This is a genomic window from Sphingomonas sp. (genome assembly GCF_026460985.1).
Lineage (GTDB): Bacteria > Pseudomonadota > Alphaproteobacteria > Sphingomonadales > Sphingomonadaceae > Sphingomonas.
The window spans coordinates 15,947-38,137 of sequence record NZ_JAPKNM010000112.1 but is presented as its reverse complement, the minus strand read 5'-3'; the positions used below and the strand labels follow the sequence as shown (position 1 = coordinate 38,137).

The 22,191-nt window shown below is 69.7% G+C and carries 24 protein-coding genes; 8 read left to right on the top strand and 16 right to left on the bottom strand.

The window, feature by feature from the left end:
• The first annotated feature begins 114 nt into the window (after positions 1-114).
• Positions 115-1,575, top strand: coding sequence for an ABC transporter substrate-binding protein (locus tag MT490_RS18345; RefSeq protein ID WP_297390913.1), 1,461 nt, complete (start codon positions 115-117; stop codon positions 1,573-1,575).
• Positions 1,576-1,596: 21 nt separating this feature from the next.
• A complete protein-coding gene (locus MT490_RS18340) occupies positions 1,597-2,010 on the top strand; it encodes a DUF4112 domain-containing protein (protein ID WP_297390911.1) in 414 nt (137 codons plus the stop codon).
• Between the two features lie 235 nt (positions 2,011-2,245).
• On the opposite strand, the gene nadC is transcribed toward MT490_RS18340, so the two are convergent.
• On the bottom strand, positions 2,246-3,091 hold the full coding sequence (gene nadC / locus MT490_RS18335) for a carboxylating nicotinate-nucleotide diphosphorylase (protein WP_297390909.1): 846 nt from the start codon (positions 3,089-3,091) through the stop codon (positions 2,246-2,248).
• Positions 3,092-3,298: 207 nt separating this feature from the next.
• Here nadC and dinB point away from each other — a divergent pair, with 207 nt between their 5' ends.
• Entirely contained in the window at positions 3,299-4,375 is a 1,077-nt protein-coding gene (gene dinB / locus MT490_RS18330) for a DNA polymerase IV (protein ID WP_297390907.1), read from the top strand.
• Here dinB and MT490_RS18325 read toward each other — a convergent pair.
• The 3 genes from MT490_RS18325 to MT490_RS18315 all read right to left on the bottom strand — a co-directional run bounded on the left by MT490_RS18325 (position 4,372) and on the right by MT490_RS18315 (position 7,369).
• The gene (locus MT490_RS18325; RefSeq protein WP_297390905.1) at positions 4,372-5,049 is read right to left on the bottom strand and encodes a protein-L-isoaspartate(D-aspartate) O-methyltransferase; all 678 of its coding nucleotides are present in this window, start codon (positions 5,047-5,049) and stop codon (positions 4,372-4,374) included. The two genes, dinB and MT490_RS18325, sit on opposite strands and share 4 nt — an antisense overlap.
• Positions 5,050-5,158: 109 nt before the next feature.
• Positions 5,159-6,001, bottom strand: a complete 843-nt coding sequence (locus tag MT490_RS18320) for a hypothetical protein (protein WP_297390903.1) — start codon at positions 5,999-6,001, stop codon at positions 5,159-5,161.
• A gap of 84 nt (positions 6,002-6,085) precedes the next feature.
• Positions 6,086-7,369: a S8 family serine peptidase gene (locus MT490_RS18315; RefSeq protein ID WP_297390901.1), complete on the bottom strand. Its 1,284-nt coding sequence runs from the start codon at positions 7,367-7,369 to the stop codon at positions 6,086-6,088.
• Between the two features lie 99 nt (positions 7,370-7,468).
• Between MT490_RS18315 and MT490_RS18310 the strand changes: the two genes are divergently transcribed.
• The 5 genes from MT490_RS18310 (at position 7,469) to MT490_RS18290 (ending at position 11,431) form a co-directional block, all read left to right on the top strand.
• Positions 7,469-7,957, top strand: coding sequence for a sigma-70 family RNA polymerase sigma factor (locus MT490_RS18310; RefSeq protein WP_297390899.1), 489 nt, complete (start codon positions 7,469-7,471; stop codon positions 7,955-7,957).
• Complete coding sequence (locus MT490_RS18305) at positions 7,954-8,661, top strand: anti-sigma factor (RefSeq protein ID WP_297390897.1); 708 nt, start codon at positions 7,954-7,956, stop codon at positions 8,659-8,661. Before MT490_RS18310 ends, MT490_RS18305 begins: the two co-directional genes overlap by 4 nt.
• Positions 8,662-8,712: 51 nt before the next feature.
• Positions 8,713-9,513 carry a transporter gene (locus tag MT490_RS18300; RefSeq protein WP_297390896.1) on the top strand — a complete coding sequence of 267 codons (801 nt, stop codon included), beginning with the start codon at positions 8,713-8,715 and terminating at the stop codon, positions 9,511-9,513.
• Between the two features lie 326 nt (positions 9,514-9,839).
• Positions 9,840-10,097, top strand: a complete 258-nt coding sequence (locus tag MT490_RS18295) for a hypothetical protein (RefSeq protein WP_297390894.1) — start codon at positions 9,840-9,842, stop codon at positions 10,095-10,097.
• A gap of 17 nt (positions 10,098-10,114) precedes the next feature.
• Positions 10,115-11,431, top strand: coding sequence for a L,D-transpeptidase family protein (locus tag MT490_RS18290; RefSeq protein WP_297390892.1), 1,317 nt, complete (start codon positions 10,115-10,117; stop codon positions 11,429-11,431).
• Positions 11,432-11,598: 167 nt separating this feature from the next.
• Here MT490_RS18290 and nadA read toward each other — a convergent pair whose 3' ends face one another.
• The 12 genes from nadA to leuC form a co-directional block, all read right to left on the bottom strand.
• Entirely contained in the window at positions 11,599-12,627 is a 1,029-nt protein-coding gene (nadA, locus tag MT490_RS18285) for a quinolinate synthase NadA (protein ID WP_297390890.1), read from the bottom strand.
• Between the two features lie 125 nt (positions 12,628-12,752).
• On the bottom strand, positions 12,753-13,379 hold the full coding sequence (locus MT490_RS18280; protein WP_297390975.1) for a DUF4230 domain-containing protein: 627 nt from the start codon (positions 13,377-13,379) through the stop codon (positions 12,753-12,755).
• A 53-nt stretch (positions 13,380-13,432) separates the two neighbouring features.
• Positions 13,433-14,290: an MBL fold metallo-hydrolase gene (locus MT490_RS18275; RefSeq protein ID WP_297390974.1), complete on the bottom strand. Its 858-nt coding sequence runs from the start codon at positions 14,288-14,290 to the stop codon at positions 13,433-13,435.
• 264 nt (positions 14,291-14,554) lie between these two features.
• Entirely contained in the window at positions 14,555-16,069 is a 1,515-nt protein-coding gene (locus MT490_RS18270) for a M56 family metallopeptidase (protein ID WP_297390887.1), read from the bottom strand.
• Entirely contained in the window at positions 16,066-16,434 is a 369-nt protein-coding gene (locus MT490_RS18265) for a BlaI/MecI/CopY family transcriptional regulator (protein ID WP_297390885.1), read from the bottom strand. Before MT490_RS18265 ends, MT490_RS18270 begins: the two co-directional genes overlap by 4 nt.
• Positions 16,435-16,948: 514 nt before the next feature.
• Complete coding sequence (gene grxD / locus MT490_RS18260; RefSeq protein WP_297390882.1) at positions 16,949-17,281, bottom strand: Grx4 family monothiol glutaredoxin; 333 nt, start codon at positions 17,279-17,281, stop codon at positions 16,949-16,951.
• 4 nt (positions 17,282-17,285) lie between these two features.
• The gene (locus tag MT490_RS18255; RefSeq protein ID WP_297390880.1) at positions 17,286-17,525 is read right to left on the bottom strand and encodes a BolA family transcriptional regulator; all 240 of its coding nucleotides are present in this window, start codon (positions 17,523-17,525) and stop codon (positions 17,286-17,288) included.
• On the bottom strand, positions 17,525-17,848 hold the full coding sequence (locus tag MT490_RS18250) for a DUF1476 domain-containing protein (RefSeq protein ID WP_297390878.1): 324 nt from the start codon (positions 17,846-17,848) through the stop codon (positions 17,525-17,527). Before MT490_RS18250 ends, MT490_RS18255 begins: the two co-directional genes overlap by 1 nt.
• A gap of 200 nt (positions 17,849-18,048) precedes the next feature.
• Positions 18,049-19,044, bottom strand: a complete 996-nt coding sequence (locus tag MT490_RS18245; RefSeq protein WP_297390876.1) for an NADPH:quinone oxidoreductase family protein — start codon at positions 19,042-19,044, stop codon at positions 18,049-18,051.
• Positions 19,007-19,636: a 3-isopropylmalate dehydratase small subunit gene (gene leuD / locus MT490_RS18240; RefSeq protein ID WP_297390874.1), complete on the bottom strand. Its 630-nt coding sequence runs from the start codon at positions 19,634-19,636 to the stop codon at positions 19,007-19,009. Before leuD ends, MT490_RS18245 begins: the two co-directional genes overlap by 38 nt.
• A complete protein-coding gene (locus tag MT490_RS18235) occupies positions 19,636-20,442 on the bottom strand; it encodes an N-acyl homoserine lactonase family protein (protein ID WP_297390872.1) in 807 nt (268 codons plus the stop codon). Before MT490_RS18235 ends, leuD begins: the two co-directional genes overlap by 1 nt.
• A gap of 160 nt (positions 20,443-20,602) precedes the next feature.
• Positions 20,603-22,045 (bottom strand): 3-isopropylmalate dehydratase large subunit, encoded by a 1,443-nt coding sequence (leuC, locus tag MT490_RS18230; protein ID WP_297390871.1) that lies wholly within the window; start codon positions 22,043-22,045, stop codon positions 20,603-20,605.
• Positions 22,046-22,191 lie beyond the last annotated feature (146 nt).

Here is a 22,191-nt window from a genome sequence, read left to right as displayed (position 1 = left end):
GAGGAGGGAACCCTTCAGGCTGAACGCAAGTTCCCGGGATCCGCTGCGATGCGGCGAACGGAAGGAAATCGGAGAGGGGTTGGCAGCGTGCGGTGCGAACCATACACCGCTTGCATGAACCGCTTCGTCCTGCCTGTCCTGCTCGGCCTGGGCCTGGCGACGGGTGCGTGCGGGCCCGAGGGGCAGCGCAAGGACGATGCGCCGGTGGTGGTCAGCGCAATCGGCGGCGAGGCCAAGGCGGCCGATCCGAGCGCGGGCCCGCTCGATCCTGCCGAGCGCGTGCTGATGGGCGCGACGGCGCAGGGCCTCGTCCGCTTCGACGGCGCGGGCCAGATCGAGCCGGGGCTGGCCGAGCGCTGGATCGTGATCGACGACGGACGCAGCTACATCTTCCGGCTGCGCGAGGCCTATTGGCCCGACGGCGCCCCGGTGACCGCGGCGCAGGTGGTCCGCGTGCTCCGCCGCGCCGCCGCGCCCGGCAGCCGCAATGCCCTCGCGCCGTTCCTCGCGGTGATCGACGAGATCGTCGAGATGACGCCCACCGTGATCGAAGTGCGGCTGAAACGCCCCCGCCCCGACCTGCTCAAGCTGTTCGCCCAGCCCGAGCTGGCGGTGTTCCGCACCGGCGCGCTGGATGGCAGCGGCCCGTTCTTCGCGCGCAAGTTGCCGCGCGGGCTGCTCCTGTCCCCCGCGCCCGATCCGCAGCGCCAGGACAATGCGACGCCCGCACCCGAGGAGACGGTGCGGCTGTTCGGCGAACGCGCGGCGCTGGCGATCGCGCGCTTCAAGGCGACCGAGTCCGATCTCGTCCTCGGAGGGACCTTTGCCGACTGGCCGATCCTCGCCCAGGCGCAGGTCGCACCCGCGAACCTTCATCTCGACCAGCCCTTCGGACTGTTCGGGCTGGCGGTCGTCGCGCAGCAGGGCTTCCTGGCCGACGCCGGGAATCGTGCCGCGATCGCGATGGCGATCGACCGGGCGGCGCTCACCCGCGCGGTCCAGCCCGACTGGACGCCGGTGGAGACGCTGCTCCCCGGCAAGCTCGATTCGGCGGCGCCCCCCGCCCAGCCCGACTGGGGAACGCTGTCGCTCGACGCCCGGCGCGAGGCAGCGGAGGCGCGGGTGGCCGCCTGGCGGCGGGAGCATCCCGGACCCCTGACCCTGCGCATCGCGCTTCCGGCGGGTCCCGGCGCGACCCTGGTCTGGGCGCATCTGGCGGAGGCGATGCTGCGGATCGGCGTCACGCCCCAGCGCGTCGGACTCGACGCCGCGGCGGACCTCAGGCTGATCGACGCTGTCGCCCCCTATGACAGCGGCCGCTGGTTCGTGCAGACCGCCTGCATCGCCTGCCCCGAGGCAGTGAAGGCGCTGGTCCTGGCGGGCCGCGACGCCCCGGATCTCGCCGCCCGCGCGCAGCGTATCGCCGAGGCCGACGCGGCGCTCACCGCGGATTCCTCTTATATTCCAATCGCTCAACCCCTACGTTGGTCGCTGGTCGCATTGCGGCTGGATGCATGGCAGCGGAACAGCCGGGCGTGGCACCCGCTGAACCATCTGCGAAACGAGACGGAGTGAATGGTGGCGAGACCGCAGCAAATGGCATCGGGATGGAGCGCGGCGGCGAAGAACCTGCCGCTGGGCAAGGACCCGGCATCGGTCCGCCGGCGCATCGAGGCGATGGAGCATCTGCTCGAGCGCAGCCTGACGGTCCCGGGGACGCGCTTTCCGATCGGCCTCGACGTGGTGCTCGATCTCGTCCCGGGCATCGGCACGACGATCGCCGCGGCGATGGGCGCCTATATGGCGTGGGAGGCGCGCAACCTCGGCATGTCCAAGACGCAGATCGCGCGGATGGCGGGCAATGTCGGCTTCGACTGGGTGCTGGGGCTGATCCCCTGGGTGGGCGCGATCCCCGATCTGTTCTTCCGATCGAACTCGCGCAACCTGAAGATGATCAAGAAGCACCTCGACAAGCATCATCCGTCGACCGCGACGATCGATCAGGGCTGAGGGGCAATAAGCCAACCCCGTCATCCCGGAAGTTAGGCTTTCCCGGAAAACCGCCAGGTTTTCCGTTGGAAAGCCTTACTGTCCGGGATCCACCGCGCCGCTAGCATTTGCCTCACGGTGGATCCCGGACAGCTCAATTTTCTGACCAAATCATAGATTTGGAGAAAATTGGCTTCCGGGATGACGGTAACTGCGGACGGACCCTAATTTTCCACTTTTACCATTGCGAGCGCGCTCAGGCTGCGCTGAAGTCCAGCCCGATATCCGCCGCCGGGGCCGACTGGGTCAGGCGGCCGACGCTGACATAGGTGACGCCCGATTCCGCGATGGCGCGGATCGTGTCGAGCCGTACGCCGCCCGAGGCCTCGGTCGGCACGCGCCCGGCGACCTGGGCGACAGCCGCGCGCAGCGTCGCGGGGGCCATGTTGTCGAGCAGCAGGTGCGTGGCGCCGGCAGCCAGCGCCGGTTCGATCTGGTCGAGCCGATCGACCTCGACGATGATGCGATCGATCCCCGCGGCCACCGCGCGGCCAACCGCCTCGCCGATCGATCCGGCGACGGCGACATGGTTGTCCTTGATCATCGCCGCGTCCCACAGCCCCATGCGATGGTTCCGCGCGCCGCCCATGCGCGTGGCGTATTTCTCGAGCACGCGCAGCCCGGGAATGGTCTTGCGCGTGTCGAGCAGGGTCGCGCCGGTGCCCGCGATGGCATCGACATAGGCGCGGGTCAGCGTGGCGATGCCGGAGAGGTGCTGGACGGTGTTGAGCGCCGACCGCTCGGCGGTGAGCATCGCGCGCGCCTTGCCGCGGAGCCGGAGCAGATCGGTGCCGGCGGCAACCCCCTGCCCGTCCTCGACCAGCCGCTCGATCGCCACCTCGGGATCGAGCGCGCGGAAGAATGCCTCCGCGATGGGGAGGCCAGCGACGGTGATCGCGTCGCGGCTGTCCATCACGCCTTCGAACACCGCATCGGCGGGGATCACCGCGGCGGAGGTGATGTCGCCGGCCTCGCCCAGATCCTCGGCGAGCGTGGCGCGGACGAAGGCGGCGAGGTCGAAATGGTCGAGGGAGAAGGGCATGGGGGGGCTCTAGCTCCTACCTCGTTGCGGCGGAAGGCTGGTTGCGACCTCTGTCTACCTACTCACCCTCACCCTTCCCACCGCCTTCGGCGGCGGGCCCCTTCCCTCTCCCATCGGGAGAGGGAGGGAGGCGCGAAGCGCCGGAAGGGTGAGGGTGACCCCGGCTTTCCCGTTCCCCCCTTGTTCGTTCAGCGCTAGACCGGCGCCGTGAACGCCCCGCCCGTCCGGAAGATCATCCATATCGACATGGACGCCTTCTACGCGTCGGTCGAGCAGCGCGACGCGCCCGAATTGCGTGGGCGCCCGGTGGCGGTGGGCTATGCCGCGGCGCGCGGAGTGGTGGCGGCGGCGAGCTACGAGGCGCGCAGGTTCGGGGTGCGATCGGCGCTGCCTTCGGTGACCGCGCTCAGGCGCTGCCCCGAGCTCGTCTTCGTGCGGCCGCGCTTCGAGGTGTACAAGGCGGTGTCGCGGCAGATCCACGCGATCTTCGCCGACTATACCGAGCTGATCCAGCCGCTGTCGCTCGACGAGGCCTATCTCGACGTCACCGCCAACCGCCGCGAAATCGAGACCGCCTGGGCCACCGCGAAGGAGATCCGCGCGCGCATCCTGGAGGAGACCGGGCTCACCGCCTCGGCCGGGATCTCGTACAACAAGTTCCTCGCCAAGCTGGCCTCGGACCAGCGCAAGCCCAACGGCCAGTTCGCGGTGACGCCCGAGATGGGCGCGGCCTGGGTCGAGACGCTGCCGGTGGCGCGCTTCCACGGCGTGGGGCCGGTAACCGCCGCCAAGATGAAGCGGCTGGGGATCGAGACGGGCGCCGACCTGCGCGGCAAGTCGCTCGACTTCCTGCGCGCGCATTTCGGCAGCGCGGCCGAATGGTATCATGCGATCGCGCGCGGGCAGGACGACCGGCCGGTCAACCCATCGCGCGAGCGCAAGTCGTCGGGATCGGAGACCACTTTCGACCGCGACCTGACCGAGCCGGCCGAGATCGAGGCGGGCGTGCTGCGAATGGCCGACGAGGTCTGGGAATGGTGCGACAGGGCCCAGGCCTTCGGGCGGACGGTGACGGTGAAGGTCAAGTTCGCCGACTTCAGGCAGATCACGCGGAGCAAGAGCTTCGCGACGGTGGTGCGCAGCCAGGAGGCGCTGCGGACGGCCAGCCGCGAACTGATCGGACTGGTGCTGCCGCCGGAAAAGGGCATCCGGCTGGTGGGGGTCACGGTGTCGAACTTCGCGGAGGGTGGCGGGAGCGAGGCGCTGCCGTTGTTCGGGACCTAGCTCTCGACCAGCGCATCGCTTCCGCCGTCACCCTTCCACCCATGCGCGCCGATCAGCGGGACGAAGCGCACCGGGCCGAGATCCTCCTCGCGATAGTCGTTCTGCGCCGTGCGGGTGATGCGGACGAGTTGCTGCTGGTCGGGATCGCCGACGGGGATCACCAGCCGGCCGCCGATCACGAGCTGGCGGCACAAGGGCTCGGGGACCTCCGGCCCGCTCGCCGCGACCAGGATCACGTCGAAGGGCGCGTTCTCGGGCCATCCCTGCGTGCCGTCGCCGGTGCGCACCACGACATTGTCGTAGCCGAGCCGCGCCATGCGATCGCGCGCGAGGTCCGCGAGCGCGCCGTGGCGATCGATCGCGTGGATGCGCCGCCCGAGCCGGCTCATCACCGCGGCTGCATAGCCCGATCCGACGCCGATCTCGAGGACCCGGTCTCCCGGCGCTATCGCCGCGGCCTCGATCATCAGCGCGACGATATAGGGCTGCGATATGGTCTGCCCCGCTTCGATCGGCAGCGGCGTATCGTCATAGGCAAAGGCCTGCATCTCCTCGGGCACGAATTCTTCGCGCGGTACCTCCAGCATGGCGTCCAGCACCCGGACGTCGGCGATCCCCCGCGCCGCGATCTGGCGATCGACCATCAGCCGGCGGCTCTGCTCCATTGTCGGCATGGCGCCTCTCCCGGCGCGATATCGTGCCGCGCCGCCCCCTATCAACGCGGGGCCGGCTCCCGATGATCCGCGACGGGAACGAGGGGTCCCCCTCGTTCCCGCGCTTCGGTCACTCGGCTTGGGCTTCGGCCGCGTCCTTCACTTCGCCCTTCGACATGGCCGAGACCAGCACGTCCCCCGAACCGGCGAAATTCGCGGCGGGAAGCGTGGCGAGGCGCTTGCCGACCTCGACCTGGACGCTCCGGACCGTGCCGCGCGCATCGGTGGCGACGTCGCGCACGCGGCCGATGGTACGGCCCTTCGCGTCCTCGATCGTCATGCCGGGCTGGACCGCGAAGGCGCCGAGCCCATTGGCGGCCGAGGATCCGGCGAGCGCCAGGCCGCCGCCCGAGCCGCTCGCGCTGCCGGAACCGCTGGCCGAGCCGGAGCCCGTCGCCGAGCCGCCCAGGTTGCCGAGCCCGCCGGCCGCGCCGGTCGCAGTGTCGCGCGCACCGGAGACGGCGCCGCGGGTGCGGCCCACCGCCCCGCGGGCAGTGTCGCGCACGCCGCCGGCTGCGCTGCGGACATCGTCGGTGCCGACGAGTTGCGCGCCCGCGCTGCCGCTCGCCGAGCCCGAGCCGGTGGCGCTTCCCGTCAGGCTCAGCGGGCCGGCCGCGCCGTCGAGCGCGGTCGATCCGCCTCCATTGGCCGAACCGTCGGCATCGACGCGGCCGCTACGGCGATCGACGCGCGGATTGGCACGGGCGCCGCCATCGGCGCTGCCGCTGCCGCGCAGATCGGTGGAGAGCGGCTCGCGGGTGCGCTCCAGCGAGCCTCCGAGCGTGCCGGTCAGGCCGCCGCCACCGCCGAGCAGACCGCCACCGCCGCCGCCACCGCCGCCGAGCAACTGGGCGGAGGCGGGCGTCGTCGAGAAAGCGAGGATCGCGGCGGTGGCGAGGAAGAGGGGTTTCATCGGGCTATCCTTTCGAACTGGGCGCGCTTCACGACGCGCTCAGTTCGGGAACGAGTCCGGTGGCCGGCTTAATCCCGGCGGCGGCTATTTTTTCGGCGTGCGGCAATCGCCGCACACCAGTCCGCGGCCGTAGAGCGGGTCCGGCCCGCGCTTGCCCAGGTCGAGCGCGTCGCGGTCGAGGGCGCGCAATCCGGCCGCGATCCCGGCAGGGTCCAGCGCCGGATAGGCGCGCGCGAGCCGCCCCGCGACCAGCGGCGCCGCGAAGGAGGTCCCGCGCACCGCCACCGTCCGGCCGCCGGGCGCCGCAGCGAGCATGTCCGCGCCCGGTGCGGCATAATCGAGATGCCGGGCGCGGCCGGCCTCGATCAGCGCCCGGCCGCGCGCGTCGACTCCGGTCACCGACACGGCCTGGGGATAGGAGGCGGGGTAAGCGGGCGGAGCCGCGGGGCCGTCATTGCCCACGGCGGCGACGATCACCGTCCCCCGGGCGCGCGCCGCCGCGACGATGCGCGCGAGCAAGGGGTTGGGCGGCCCGACCAGGCTGATCGTCACCACCGGCACGCGCTGCTCGACCATCCAGCCGATCGCCCGGGCGATCGCGGTGGCGTTGCCGCCGGCGGGATCGCGGCCATAGACGTCGGCGACCAGCAGCGACGCGCCGGGCGCGGCCCCGCGGATCGCCGGCGAACCCGCGGCGAGCGAGGCCACCGCCATGGCATGGCCGTTCACGGCGGGCGCCCCGGCGGCGAAACCGCGCTGCACGATGGGGTTCGAGAAGGCCCCGGCATCGATCCCGCCGTCGATGATCCCGATGCGGAGCGCGCCGGGCGCGGGGGCAGCGCGGACGAGCGCGGGCGTGGGCGCTTCGCCGAGAGCCGCGCCGCTGGCGAAGTGGAGCGGATCGGTCGAGACCTCGCGCTTGCCCGCGAGCGCGCGCATCCGCTTGAGGGCGCGCTGCAGCGATTCGCCGGTCGGCGTCTCGAAGCGCGCAAAGCCCACGTCCAGTCCCTCGACCTGGGCCTGTTCGATCAGCGCGAAGCCCTGCCCCCGCGCCCGTTCAATCAGCTCCGCGTCGGGATCGACCACTACGATCTCGCGGGCGCGGACCGGATTGCCATCGCGATCGAGCGCAATCGTATCGGGGTTACGGCGGACGATCTCGCGCAGCCGCTCCAGGCGGTCGCGCGTGAGCGTGCGGGCGATGCGCTGCGCCTCGGGCAGCAGGTCGGCGTCCGGCAGGACCTCGCCCAGCTGGCGCCCGACGGTGCCGAGCGTCTGCGGCACCGAGGGCAAAGGCACGATCTGCGCCTGGGCCGTCGCGGGAAAGGCGGTCAGAACCGCGAGGGCTGTCCACCAGCTTCGGCGCATACGGGTTCGACTAGCGATAAAGCGAAGTTTAGTCATGCAGGGATGAAACGCGGCGGCACGCTCGTTTCATCCACAAAGGCGCAAAGGGGATCGCGACGCGTGAGGTTCGAGGACGAGATGCTGGCGCTGCTGCCGCGCTTGCGGCGCTTCGCCCATGCGCTCGCCCGCAATCCCGCAGACGCGGACGATTTGTGCCAGGCCTCGATCGAACGCGCGATCAAGGCGAAGGAACAATGGCAGCCGGGGACCCGGCTGGACAGCTGGATGTATCGGATCATGCGCAACCTGTGGATCGACACGAGCCGCGCCCGCACGCGTCATGGCGAAACCTTCGCCCCGGCCGAGGCGGGCGAGAGCGTCGGCGGCGCCGGCGACCGCGCGATCGAGGCGGCGGTCGAACTCGGCCAGGTCGGGCGCGCCATGGCGACCCTGCCCGACGAGCAGCGCGAGGCCATCGCGCTCGTGGTGATCGAGGGGCTGGCCTATAAGGAAGCCGCGCAACTGCTCGACATCCCCATCGGGACGCTCACCTCGCGGCTGGTGCGCGGGCGCGAGGCGCTGATGGCGCGGCTGGGAGAGGCGGCATGACGATCGGCCCCGAAATGCTCATGGCCTATGTCGACGGCGAGCTCGACCTGGTCTCGGCCAAGCGCGTCGAGAAGGCGGCCGCCGGCGACCCGGAGCTCGCCGCCGAGATCGCGCGCCACCGTGCGCTGCGCGACCAACTGTGCCGCGCGTTCGATCCGCTGGCCAGCGCCGCGCCGCCCGAGGCGATGGTCGCGCTGCTGCGCGATTCGGCCAAGGTCACCGAGCTCCATCCGGAGCGACGGCGCGCGCCGCCGCTGCGCTGGGCCATGGCGGGCGGCGCGGTCGCGGCGGCACTCGCGCTGGGGATCGTGATCGGCCAGGGCCTGCCGGGTACGGACAGCGGGTTCGCGACCCGCGACGGTGCGCTCGTCGCGCGCGGGGAGACGGCGAGAGCGCTCGACGCGCAGCTTGCGGCCGCGTCTCCGGATGCGAGCACGCGGATCCTCCTCAGCTTCCGCAATGCAGAGGGCCGCTATTGCCGCGCCTTCGAGACGCGCGCCCAGTCCGCGATCGCGTGCCGGCAAGGCGGGGACTGGCAGGTCCGAACGCTGCGCGCCGTGGATGCGGCGCAGGCGACCGAGTATCGCCAGGCGGGTTCGGCGTCGGCCGCGCTGATGGCGGATGCGCAGGAGATGATGGCGGGCGAGCCGCTCGATGCCGCGGCCGAGCGCGCGGCGATCGCCGGCAGATGGGGCGCGGATTAAACCGCCCCGGGCACTCGTTCTCGTACGAAAGTCACGAAACGGGAGTCCTGAATGCGCATCCTCGCCCCAGCCCTTGCGGCCGTCCTGCTCACATCGCCGGCGCTGGCGCAGCAACGCCCGACCGAGCGCCCCGGCGCGCGTGCGGAGCTGAGCGGCGGCGTGGAATATCAGACGGGCGACTATGGGACCGGCGAGGAGATCGAGACGACCTCGATCACCAGTACCGCGCGGGTCGCGGCAGGGCGCGTGATCGTGACCGCGTCGCTCCCCTATCTGCGCGTCGATGCGCCCGGCAATGTCGTCGCGGGAAGCGGCGGCCTGCTCGGGCTCCCGATCGTCGTCGATCCGACCCAGCCCGCCACGCGGATCCGGCGCCAGGGCCTGGGCGACCTGCGCGTCGGGGCGGCGGTGATGCTGCCCACCGGCCCCGCGGTCGACCTCGCCGTCTATGGCCAGGTGAAGCTCCCCACGGCGTCCCGGCGCGCGCGCCTCGGCACCGGCGAGGTCGACTATGCCATGGGCGCCGAGATCTCGAGGACCGTGGCCGGCGTCACGCCCTTTGCGAGCCTCACCTACACGGTGCCGGGAAAGCCCGCCGACTATGCGCTGCGCAACAGCCTGTCGGGCCAGGCCGGCCTGGGCGCGCGGCTGGGTCGGAGCGTCTCCGGGCAGCTCTCCTACGGCTATTCGCAGAGCCTCATCCCGACGATCGCCGACGAGCAGCTCGTCTCGGCCCGGCTCGCGGCGGGCGTCTCGCGGCGGCTGTCGCTCTCGGTCTACGGCAATGCGGGCGTCTCGCGCAGCGCGCCCGATGTCGGCGCGGGCGTGCAGCTGGGGGTTCGGCTGTTCTAGGATTCAGCACGCCCCTCCCTGCAAGGGAGGGGATGGGGGTGGGTGCGCGCGTCTGCGCGCCCAAAAGACTCATCGCCAAGCAAGCAAAGCGACAGACGAGGCATCGAGCCTCGCCTGTCACTACCCACCCCTTGATCCCCTCCCTTGCAGGGAGGGGAAACGAACGCTGGTCGTTCATCGGCCCTGAAGCACGGCACGTCTCTGGAGAGCGAGCGGTTTCCCCCCGGTTCACCTGCGGGACAGGTTCGCGCCGGGAGGGAGGTGCGGCCGGGGTGGAGGATGCAGGCGTGCGGCTGAATGCCGATCACGCGACAAGGGAGAGATATATGCGTATTCGCTACTTCGTGCTGGCCGGCCTGGGAGCCCTGGCACTTTCCGCATGTGCGAAGAAGGAGGAGGAAGTCGCAATGGCGCCGCCGCCTCCGCCGCCGCCGGGATCCGTTGCCGGCTCCACCGCCGCCGATCGCGACGGCGACGGGATCGTCGACGGATATTACACCGCCGACGGGATCTATCATCCCAATGCGCCGCTGGCGCCGCCTCCGGCCCCGCCTGCCCCGACCCGTCGCGGGGAACGAGGCTGATCGCGCGGAAATCGGGAATGCGGCGGTGCCGCATTCCCCTCCGGCTACTGGCAGCGCTCGCCGCATCGGCCGCGCTGCAACTCCCACCCGTCGCGGCACAGGCCGCCACCGCGGACACGGCGGCTGCCGATCCCGTGGCGGCGGCGCTCCGCAGGGAAGCCGGCGGCGCGCTCGAGCGCTTCTATGCCGAACGCGGCTTCCGGCCGCTCTGGGCGGCGGGCGGCACGATCGGCCGGCCGGCCGACCGGCTGCTCGACTATCTCGCCTCGGCGGATCTCGATGGGCTGGACCCCGAAGACTATAAGCTCGCCAAGCTGCGCGAGACGGTCGCCGCCGCGCGGGGCGGCGATGCGCAGGCGATCGCGCGCGCCGAGCTCGCGCTGTCCGACGCCTTTGCGCGCTATGTCCGCGACCTGCGCCGCAAGCCCCGCGTGCGGATGATCTGGGCCGATCGCAGCCTCAAGCCCCGAAAGCCGCGCGTCGAGACGGTACTGCGCGCCGCCGCCTTCCCGGCCTCGTTCTCGGACTATGTCGCCGGGATGGGCTGGATGAGCGACCAATATGTCCGCCTCCGCGACCTCGCCGGCCGCGCGCACAAGGCCGGCGCCTCGGAGGACGAGATGGCGCGGCTGCGCCTGAACATGGAGCGCGCCCGCCTGCTCCCCAGCCCCTGGACGCGGCACATCGTGGTGGACGCCTCCTCGGCGCGGCTCTGGTATTACGAGGCCGGCCGCGAGGTCGGCACGATGCGTGTCGTCGTCGGCGCGCCGGCAACGCAGACCCCGATGCTCGCCGGGGCGCTGCAATGGGCGATCCTCAACCCCTATTGGAACGTGCCCGACTATCTCGCGCAGAACAGCATCGCGCCGAAGGTGCTCGGCGGCCGCTCGCTCGACAGCCTGAAGATGGAGGCACTCTCCGACTGGAGCGCCTCGCCGCGCCAGCTGGAAGCGGCCGAGATCGACTGGACGGCGGTAGCCGCGGGCAGGCAGCTGGTCCGCCTCCGCGAGCTGCCCGGCCCGCACAATTCGATGGGCCGGGTCAAATTCCTCTTCCCCAACAAGGAAGGCATCTACCTGCACGACACCCCCGAGCGCGACCTGCTCAAGAAGGAGGACCGCCATTTCAGCAATGGCTGCATCCGCCTCGAGGACGCCGCCGAGCTCGGGCGCTGGCTCCTCCAGAAGCCGCTCCCGCGCCGGTCGTCCGAGCCGGAACAGGCGGTGCCGCTGTCGGTGCAGGTGCCGGTGTACCTGACCTATCTCACCGCCGCGCCCGCCGCGCGATCGGGCGTGCGCTTCCGCGACGACGTGTATGGACGGGACGGCTCCTGACGGGGCCGCGGATGTTTGGCGGGACGTTCCAAATCCTCCCCCGCCAGGGGGAGGTGTCGCCGAAGGCGACGGAGGGGGAGGTAAGCGACCCACAAGCCGTCGTGATTCCGCCCCCTCCGTCATGCTGCGCATGCCACCTCCCCCTGGCGGGGGAGGATTGAAGACTCCTAGTCGCCCTTCTTCGGGTCTCCCCCGACCGCGGGCACCGGGCCGAGATCGCCCTGCCCCACCGTGGCGCTGGCCATCTCCAGCATCCGGTCGAGGCTCTGCTTGGCCTTCAGGCGCATGCCTTCCTCGATCTCGATGCGCGGCTCGAGGTCGCGGAGCGCGAGGTAGAGCTTCTCCAGGTTGTTGAGCGCCATGTACGGGCAGATGTTGCAGTTGCAGTTGCCGTCGGCGCCGGGCGCGCCGATGAAGGTCTTTTCCGGCAGCGCCTTTTCCATCTGATGGATGATGTGCGGCTCGGTGGCGACGATCAAAGTGTCGCCCGGGAAGCTCTTGGCGAAATCGAGGATGCCGCGGGTCGAGCCGACATAGTCGGCATGGTCGAGGATGTGCGGCGGGCATTCGGGGTGCGCGGCGATCGGCGCGTTCGGATATTGCGCCTCGAGCTTGAGCAATTCGGTCTCCGAGAAGGCCTCGTGGACGATGCACACGCCCGGCCAGAGCAGCATCTCGCGTCCCAGCGTGCGGGTGAGATAGCCGCCGAGATTGCGATCGGGGCCGAAGATGATCTTCTGGTCCGCCGGGATCTGGGCGAGAATCTTCTCGGCCGAGGAGCTGGTGACGATGATGTCGGAGAGCGCTTTCACTTCGACCGAGCAGTTGATGTAGGTCAGCGCGATATGATCGGGATGCTGCGCGCGGAAGGCGGCGAACTGCTCGGGCGGGCAGCTGTCCTCGAGCGAGCAGCCCGCATTCATGTCGGGGAGCACGACGATCTTGTCGGGCGAGAGGATCTTGGCGGTCTCGGCCATGAAGCGGACGCCGCAAAAGGCGATGACGTCGGCGTCGGTCTCGGCGGCTTTCCGGGAGAGATCGAGGCTGTCGCCGACGAAGTCCGCCAGGTCCTGGAGCTCGGGCTTTTGGTAATAATGCGCGAGGATGACGGCGTTGCGCTCCTTGCGCAGCCGATCGATCTCGGCGCGAAGGTCGAGTCCCGCCAGGCTGCCGCCCATTCCGTTTCGTGCGTCCATGTGGGGGCAGATGGCCCGCGCAGGGGCTCGGATCAAGCCCAACCGTCATCCCGGCGAAAGCCGGGATCTCATGAAACGAGCCGTTCGCTTGCGGCCTGAGGTCCCGGCTTTCGCCGGGATGACGGTTACCAGCGATTGGCCACGACATCCTCGGGGCTGCGCGACCTGTCCCACTCCTCGCCCGGACGCTCGTCGGGAAAGTACACCGCGACCTTCGCGTCGAGGCCCGCGGCCTTGAGCGGCATCGCGAAGCTGCGCTCGATCGCGCGGCGGGTGGCGTCGCGGGCGAGCTTCATCGGCATGGGCCCGCGCGCCTGGCGGATCAGCTCCTGCCGGCCCGCCTTGCGGTTGGCGGCATCGAGCTGGGTCTCGACATCGGTGAAGCGCATCAGCAGCCCGCCTTCCGAATATTCGCGGATGCCGTCGAGATCGACGTCGGGGCCGATCACCTCGATCGGGGGGAGCAATATGGTGAGCCGGTTGTTGGCGGCGTCCCAGGACAGGCTCTTCTGCTGGAGCTTCGCCAGATCGACCTCATAGCGGACCATACCGGGCATGATCAGCGTCTTCTCGGCGGTGAGGCCGAGGCGGCTCTGCTTCGAGGTGACCACCGCGACATAGCGCGCGGCGAAGGTCGAGAGGCGGTTCTGCTCGCGCAGGCCCTGGAGGCTCGCCTGCGCGACGGTGACGGGATCGGGGCCGCGGAACGGGCTCTTGATGGTGTCGCCGAGGAACCAGAATCCCGCCCCGATCGCGAGGACGAGCGCGGCGAGCAGCGCGCCGAATTTGAGGCAGCCCCAGCGCGTCACGCCGCGAGCTTCCACGCGCCGCCCGCCTCCTCGACGATTCCGCGGTTCCGAAGATCGAGCAGATGCGCGAGCACCGAGCGGCCCGCGGCGCCGGTGAGGCGCGGATCGAGCCCGACATACATGCGCTCGACCATCGCGGGGATCGCGCCGATATCGTCGCGGAGCAGGCGGAGAATCTGGCCCTCGCGCTGCTTGCGATGGCCCATCAGCCCGCGGACGAAGCGGCGGGGATTCTCGATCGGCTCGCCATGCGCGGGATAATAGACGCGGTCCTCGCGGGCCATGAGCTTGTCGAGGCTGGCCATGTACGCCGCCATGTCGCCGTCGGGCGGCGCGACCACGGTGGTCGACCAGCCCATGACATGGTCGCCGGTGAACAATGCCCCCGCCTCCGGCAGCGCGAAGACGAGATGGTTCGAGGTGTGGCCGGGGGTGGCGATTGCGGTGAGCGTCCAGTCGGGGCCGGTCACGCTCTCGCCATCGGCCAGGACGCGATCGGGGACGTAGGTGGTGTCGAAAGCGGCGTCGGCGCGTGGGCCGGCATCCTCGAGGCTGAGCGGCGCGCAGCCCACGATCAGCGCGCCGGTCGCGGCCTTGAGCAAGGCGGCGGCGGGGCTGTGGTCGCGGTGCGTGTGGGTGCAGAGGATCGCAGTCACCGGGCGGCCAGCGATCGCGGCGAGTAGCGCTTCGAGATGTTCAGGATCGTCGGGGCCGGGGTCGATCACCGCGAGCGCGGCGGTGCCGACCAGATAGGTCTGGGTGCCGGTATAGGTGAAGGGCGACGGGTTGGGCGCGAGAACGCGCGTGACCAGCGGCGCAATCGCGAGCGCGACGCCAGTGGGAGCCTCGATCATCGGTGCGATGTGGCGGGTGTGGGCGGCCGAGACAAGGGCTTCCATGCTCTCCTCAATCCTCCCCCGCCAGGGGGAGGTGGCATGCGAAGCATGACGGAGGGGGAGGAAGCACTCCGGCTGGTGAGTCGCTTACCTCCCCCTCCGTCGCCTTCGGCGACACCTCCCCCTGGCGGGGGAGGATTAAAAACGGGGCCGGCTGCGAAGGAGTTCAGCCGGCCCCGCGTGAAGGGCGTCCGCGAGGGCGGAGACGCCCCTCCCCTCTCGTCAGTCCTGGTCGCGCTTCTTCTCGAGCTCGGCGAGCGCCTCGTCGATACCCTTGAGCGCCTTGGCGCGCTCGTCGCCGGACATGTTGGGCTCGCTCTCGATCGAGCGCCGCGCCATGCGCAGCCCCATGCGGGCGCTCTCCATGCCGAACTCCTTGTGGCGCATCGCCATGCGAGTGGCGTTCTCGCTCATCGCCTCGATCCGGTCGGTGCAGATGACCATGATCCTCTTGCCGTCGTCCTCGCGGTGCTCGACCGTCGGCTTGCCGGCGCCCTTGCCGCACTTGCCGTCGCGGACCTCGGGGACCGTGATGCGGATCTTCTCCATATCGGGCATCGCGATCTCGTCCCTGCTGCCGTCGGCGCGGACGATGACCATCTGGCGGATCTGCTTGCCGTCCTTCTTGTCGTCGCTCATGCGATAGACGTGGCGCTCGATCCTGTGCGGAGCGGGCGCCGCGGCGGGCGCCTCGGGCGCTTCCGCGGCCTCGGGAGCCTCCGGCGCCTCGGGCGCTTCGGCCGCGGGCGGAGGCGGTGGCACGTCCTGGCCGAGGCTGACCCCGGTCACGGTCTCGACCTTGTTCTTGAGCGTCTCGGCGGCCTGGGTGCCCGAGGCGGTGAGCCCCAGAGCGGCGACCGAGAGCGCGCCGACGCCGATCAGGCCCGTGGCGGCGCGCGTGGGGGAAAATTGCCGGGTCTTCGAAAGCATGCGTAGCCTCCCTTTCACTTCGTTGATCGTGTGCAAGTGACATGCCGCCGAGACCGCACCCCCATGCGCGGACTTGACGATCGCACGGCCATAAGCATGGCGCAGTGCCTGGGCGCGGCCGGCGAGCACGAGGGCGTCGCAGGCCATTTCCTGATCGGCGCGGAAGGCGCGGAAGGCCCTCCAGGCGATCGGATTGAACCAATGGAGCGCGAGGACGATCAGCGCGACCCAGTTCGCGATCAGATCGCCACGGACATGGTGGCCGAGCTCATGGGCGAGCGCGAGATCGCGCTCCTGCTCGTCGTAACGCTCGGAGAAATCGCGCGGAAACGCGACATATTTGCGGAAGATGCCGAAGGCCAGGGGGCCGTGCGCGGCGTCAGTCTCGATCACGCGCACCTTGCCCTGGGCGATCGTACGGTCGACGCGGGCGCGGCGCAGCAGGCTGGCGGTGTAGCGGCTGTGCGAGACGAGGTGGTAGCCGAGGAACGCCGCGGCGCCGAGCGCCCAGACGAGCAGCAGCACCATCCACAGGCCGAAGCTTCCCTCCGCCCCCGCGGAGGGCGCGGCGCCGAGCGGCTCGACGAAATAGACCGCGACGATATCGCTCGCCGCGGCGACCGGCGCCGCCGCCTGCTCGCGCCAGCTCTCGGGGAGCGGCGGCAGCAGCAGCCGCGCGACGGGCAGCAGCCACAGGGCATAGGCGATGTGCGGCCCGAACGCCTTCCGCACGGGTCCGCGGACCGCCAGCACGAGCAGCATCAGCAGCGTGGTGGCGACGAAGGTCTCTATCGCGAAGGCGATCATGACTTGAGCTCCTTCAACAGCGCTTCGATCTCGGCGATGTCCTGGTCGGTGATCGCGTCGCGCTCGGCGAGATGCGCGACCAACGGCGTGAGCTTGCCGCCGAACAGGCGGTCCATGAAGCGGCGCGATTCGCCGACGACATAGTCCGCGCGATCCACCAGCGGGCGGTAGCGGTAGCGGCGGCCGTCCTCCTCGTGCGCGATGATGCTCTTGGCGAGCAGGCGTCCGAGCAGGGTCTTGACCGTATTGGCGCTCCAGTCGCGCTCGGCGGGCACGCGCTCGGCGACTTCCTGCGCGGTAAGCGGCGACTCCTCCCAGAGCACCTCCATCACCGTGTGCTCGGCATCGCTGATCCGTTCGGCCATGGGTCCCTCTTTCTGACTACTTGTGTAATCGTCACGATTACGTCTGTAGTCAAGGGGGTGAATGGCCGATGAACGGATTCTGACAGGCGGATGACGGCACGCCGCGCCTGTCGGGGAAATTTACAGGCAGGCCATGGTGAAGCAGGCCATTAACTACTGAAGATACTGGAAAAGCCCGCTTCCCGGGAACTGGCACGACGAGTGCAAAGATAGAGGCACCCGAGCGTTCGACGCTTCATTCAAGGGTGGGTCGACCGCTTCTACCCGGTCTCGCGTCGACCCACCCGACCCGGGTTTCCCCGACATCGACGGTGCGACTCGGAGGAGGGTCGCTGGCGCTTGCCTCAAATACACGTCACTCCGCCCAATACGTCGTCACCCCCGCGAAAGCGGGGGCCCATCTCCGATGCTCGCCACACGCACGGCCGTCGTGCTCGTGGATCGTCCGGGAGATGGGCCCCCGCTTTCGCGGGGGGGCCGGTGGATAATTAGGGCCTAAAGGCGACGCAGGCGATCAAGCCTGCGCAGCCACGCCCTTGTCGGCGAGCAGCTGGGCGAGCTCGCCGCTCTCGTACATCTCCATCATGATGTCCGATCCCCCGACAAATTCGCCCTTCACATAGAGCTGGGGGATGGTCGGCCAGTCCGAGAAGGCCTTGATGCCCTGGCGGACGCCCTGGTCCTGGAGCACGTCGACGCTTTCGAAATCGACGCCGAGATGGCTGAGGATCGCCACCGCGCGGCTCGAGAAGCCGCATTGCGGGAAGAGCGGGCTGCCCTTCATGAAGAGGAGCACGGGGTTGGCGTCCACCAGGCCCTGGATGCGGTCCTGCACTTCGTCGGTCACTAGTCTACTCCTCGGCTGGCGCTTCGGTGGTCAGCTGGAGCGCGTGGAGCACGCCGCCCATGCGCCCGCCGAGCGCTGCATAAACCGCCTGGTGCTGGCGCACGCGCGGCATCCCCCTGAACATGGGGGCGACGACGCGCGCTGCATAGTGGTCGCCGTCGCCGGCGAGGTCGGTAATCTCGACGCGCGCGTCGGGAATGCCGGCGCGGATCAGTTCCTCGATCTCGGCCGCGGCCATCGCCATCAGACTTCGCCGATCAGCTGGCGGCGCGCCTCGACCGTCTGCTCCTCAAGCGCGCGGCGGACCGTGGCCTCGTCGACCTCGACGCCCGCGGCGAGCAGGTCGCCGACCAGCTTGCGGATCACGTCCTCGTCGCCGGCCTCCTCGAAATCGGCCTGGACCACCGCCTTGGCATAGGCGTCGGTCTCCTCCGGCGTGAGGTTGAGCCTGGCGGCAGCCCATTGGCCGAGCAGCCGGTTGCGCCGCGCGGTGATGCGGAAGGCCATGTCCTCGTCGCGGGCGAACTTCGCCTCGAATGCGCGCTCGCGATCGTCGAAAGTGGTCATGGTGCTGCTCGCCTTTTGGTGTCGGTTTGGGTCGAGATAGGAGGGAGGGAGGCGCGAGGCAACGCCTTTGCAAGATCCTCCCCCGGAGGGGGAGGTGGCGCGCGCAGCGCGACGGAGGGGTAGTCTCCTCGGGCGACGTCGCTTGGGGCGAATACCCCTCCACCGCCTTCGGCGGTCCCCCTCCCCCTCCGGGGGAGGATTTACAAAGTCACCACCAGCTTCCCGATCGCCTGCCGCGCGGCCATTTTCGCGATCGCCTTGCCGCCGTCCTCCAGCGGAAACGTCTCCGTCACCCGCGGCGCGATCCTGCCCTCACCCCACAGCCGGAACAGCGACTCGACATGCGCCTCGTTCGCCTGCGGATCGCGCGCGGCGAAGGCGCCCCAGAAGACGCCGCAGACGTCGCAGCTCTTGAGCAGGGTCAGGTTGAGCGGCAGCCTGGGAATGCCGGCCGGAAAGCCGACCACCAGATAGCGCCCTTCCCAGCCGATCGCGCGCAATGCCGGCTCGGCATAGTCGCCGCCGACCGGATCGTAGATCACATCGGCGCCCTTGGGGCCCACCGCCGCCTTGAACGCCTCGCTCAAAGCCTTGGACTGTTCCTTGTCGAAGGGCGCGCGCGGATAGACGAGAGTCTCGTCGGCCCCCGCCGCCCGCGCCGCCTCGGCCTTCTCCTCGGACGAGACCGCGGCGACGACGCGCACACCGTACGCCTTGCCCAGTTCGATCGCGGCGAGACCGACCCCGCCGGCCGCGCCGAGGATCAGGAGGGTCTGGCCTGCCGCGAGATGCCCGCGATCGAGCAGCGCGTGGATCGTGGTGGCGTAGGTCAGCAGCAGCGCCGCGCCTTCCTCGAAGCTGCGGCCCTCGGGAAGCGGATAGAGCCGCGCGGCGTCGACCGCGACCTTCTCCGCCAGCCCGCCATGGCCGATCACGCCGAGCACGCGATCCCCGGGCGCGAACCGGGTGACGCCCTCGCCCACCGCCTCGATCGTGCCCGCGATCTCGCCGCCCGGCGCGAAGGGGCGCGGCGGCTTGAACTGATATCTGTCCTCGATGATCAGGACGTCGGGATAGTTGATCGCGCAGGCCTTGACCGCGACCAGCACCTGGCCCTTGCCTGGAATGGGATCCGGCAGCTCGGCGACGCTTAGAGTTTCAGGTCCGCCCGGCGCCTGCGACAAGAGTGCCTTCATTGCCCGCTCCCACTGCGATCCACGGCCGCGATGTGGCGACACCGGATTCGTATTTCGAAATCTCGGTATCTTTTGCCAGCGTCATGCCGATCTCGTCCAGCCCCTCCAGCAGGCATTGACGGCGGAAGGGATCGAGATCGAAGGGAAAACGGTCCTGAAAGGGCGTGGTGACGGTCATGGTCTCGAGGTCGACGGTCACTTCATTGTCGCGCGCGACCTCGACCAGCCGGTCGATCGCTTCCTGCGGCAGGACGACGGGGACGATGCCGTTCTTGAAGGCGTTGCCCGAGAAGATGTCCGAGAAGCTCGGCGCGATGACCGCCTTGATGCCCAGATCGGCGAGCGCCCAGGCGGCGTGCTCGCGGCTCGACCCGCAGCCGAAATTGTCGCCGGCGATCAGCACCGGCGCGCCGGCATAGCGCGGATCGTCGAAGACATTGCCTTCCTGCGCGCGCACCGTCTCGAACGCGCCCTTGCCGAGGCCTTCCCGCGTCGTGGTCTTGAGCCAATGGGCGGGGATGATGATGTCGGTGTCGATATTCTTGGCGCCCCACGGATAGGCGCGCCCCTCGACCTGGCGAACGGGTTCCATCAGCGGGCACTCCGGGGGAAAATGGGCAGCTTGGCGACGTCGGCGGGCTCGTGCTGGATCACGACCTTCGCCTTGAGGTTGGCGGCGATCCGCTTGAAGCGATCGATCGAGGCGAGCGTGTCGACGCGATCGGTGTTGTAGGTCGGGACCTGATCGTGCTCGAAGCTTTCGGTGGCGTGGAACTGATCGCCCGACAGCAGCACCGGCCCCGTGCCCTTCAGCCGGACGAGCAGCGCATGATGGCCGGGGGTATGCCCCGGCATGCCGAGCATGACGACGCTGCCGTCACCGAACACATCCTTGTCGACGTCGACGGCCTCGACCTTGGCGGTGCCCTGGATCCAGGGCTTGAACGCGCCGGCGGCGGCCGGATCGCCCGCCTTGATCGTGGCGAAGTCGCCCGCGCCGATCAGCAAGGTGGCCTGGGGGAAATCGCCGACCTGGCCGATATGATCGAAGTGATCATGGCTGATCCCGACGAAGCGCACCTGCTCGGGCTTCACCCCGATCTGCGCCAGTTGCGTGACGATCCGCGCCTTGAGCGTGAGCGTGAAGACGCCTTCGACGACCTGTTCGCCGAGGATGTCGCCGCTGAGGCCGGCGTCCCAGAGCAGATAGTCGCTGCCGTGGCGGATCAGATAGCAGCTGTCGACGAGCTTGTAGGGCTTTCCGTCATAGCGGTGCGTGTCGCTGAACTCGCCGAAGTCGGAGACATCGAGGTTGCCGCAATCGAGTCGCCAGAGCTCGACGTCCGCCGCCTGGGCATGAGCCGGCACGGCGACGAGCAGCGCGGAGGCAGCTCCCATCGCGCCCAGGATCGCCGAAGCGAAGGCGCGGGTCAGCTTTTCCCGGGCGTTTCCGCGTTCGGCGATGGCTTGCTGTGGGCCGAGGCATAGGCCGCGGCGAGGCCGCTCAGCACGGTTCCGACGATCAGCACGATCAGTGCCCGCTTCATACACGCTCCCTTCACGCATCCGCCGACATCAGCTCCCTGACATCGGTGAGGCGCCCCGTGACTGCCGCCGCCGCCGCCATGGCGGGGGACAGCAGATGGGTTCGCGCGCCCGGACCCTGCCTTCCTACGAAGTTTCGATTCGAGGTGGAAGCACAACGTTCGCCGGGGGGAACCTTGTCCGGGTTCATCGCCAGGCACATCGAGCAGCCGGGCTCGCGCCATTCGAAGCCGGCCTCGGTGAAGATGCGGTCGAGCCCCTCGGCCTCGGCCTGCAGCTTGACCAGCCCCGAGCCGGGAACGACCAAAGCCTGGCGAATGCGGTCGGCGACATGCCGCCCCTTCACCACCGCGGCGGCGGCGCGCAGATCCTCGATGCGGCTGTTGGTGCAACTGCCGATGAAGACATGCTCGACAGGGATGTCCTGCATCGCGGTGCCCGCCGTCAGACCCATATAGTCGAGCGACTTTTGGGCCGCGACGCGCTTCGAGGGGTCGGCGAAGCTCTCCGGATCGGGGATCGCGCCGGTAATCGGGACGACGTCCTCGGGGCTGGTGCCCCAGGTGAGCGACGGGGCGATGTCGCTGGCCCGCAGGATCACTGTCTTGTCGTAGCGCGCGCCGGCATCGGTCGGCAGCGTGCGCCAATAGGCGACGGCCTTGTCCCAGGCCTCGCCGCCCGGAGCCAGCGGGCGGCCCTTGATATAGTCGAACGTCGTCTGATCGGGCGCGATCAGCCCCGAGCGCGCACCGCCCTCGATCGACATGTTCGAGACGGTCAGCCGCCCCTCGACCGACATCGCGCGGATCACCTCGCCGGTGAACTCGATGACATATCCCGTGCCGCCCGCCGCGCCGATCTTGCCGATGATCGCGAGGACGACGTCCTTGGGGCTGACGCCGAAACCGAGGCTGCCGTCGACGCGGATCTCGAGCGTCTTCATCTGCTGGAGCAGCAGCGTCTGGGTAGCGAGGACATGCTCGACCTCGCTGGTGCCGATGCCGAAGGCCAGCGCGCCCAGCGCGCCGTGCGCCGAAGTGTGGCTGTCGCCGCAGACGAGCGTGGTGCCGGGCAGCGTGAAGCCCTGCTCGGGGCCGACGACATGGACGATCCCCTGCCGCGCATCGAGCGCGTCGATATAGGGCACGCCGAACTCGGCGACGTTCGAGCGCAAGGCGGCGAGCTGGCCCGCGCTGGCGGGATCGGCGATCGGCAGCGCATGCCCCTCGGCATCGATGCGCGCGGTGGTCGGCAGGTTGTGATCGGGCACCGCGAGCGTAAGATCGGGCCGGCGCACCGGACGCCCGGCGGCGCGAAGCCCGGCGAACGCCTGCGGGCTGGTGACTTCGTGGACGAGGTGCCGATCGATATAGATCAGGCAGGTGCCGTCGTCGCGGCGTTCCACGACATGGTCCGCCCAGATCTTCTCGTACAGCGTGAGAGGTTTGCTGGCCATGCAGGCGATCTAGTCAAATCATGCGCCGGGGCAACCCGCTACGCAATTTTGCGATACCAAGTTCCCCTTCGTCATCCCGGCGAAAGCCGGGACCTCGTGCAACGAGCCATTCGCGGCCTGAGATCCCGGCGTTCGCCGGGATGACG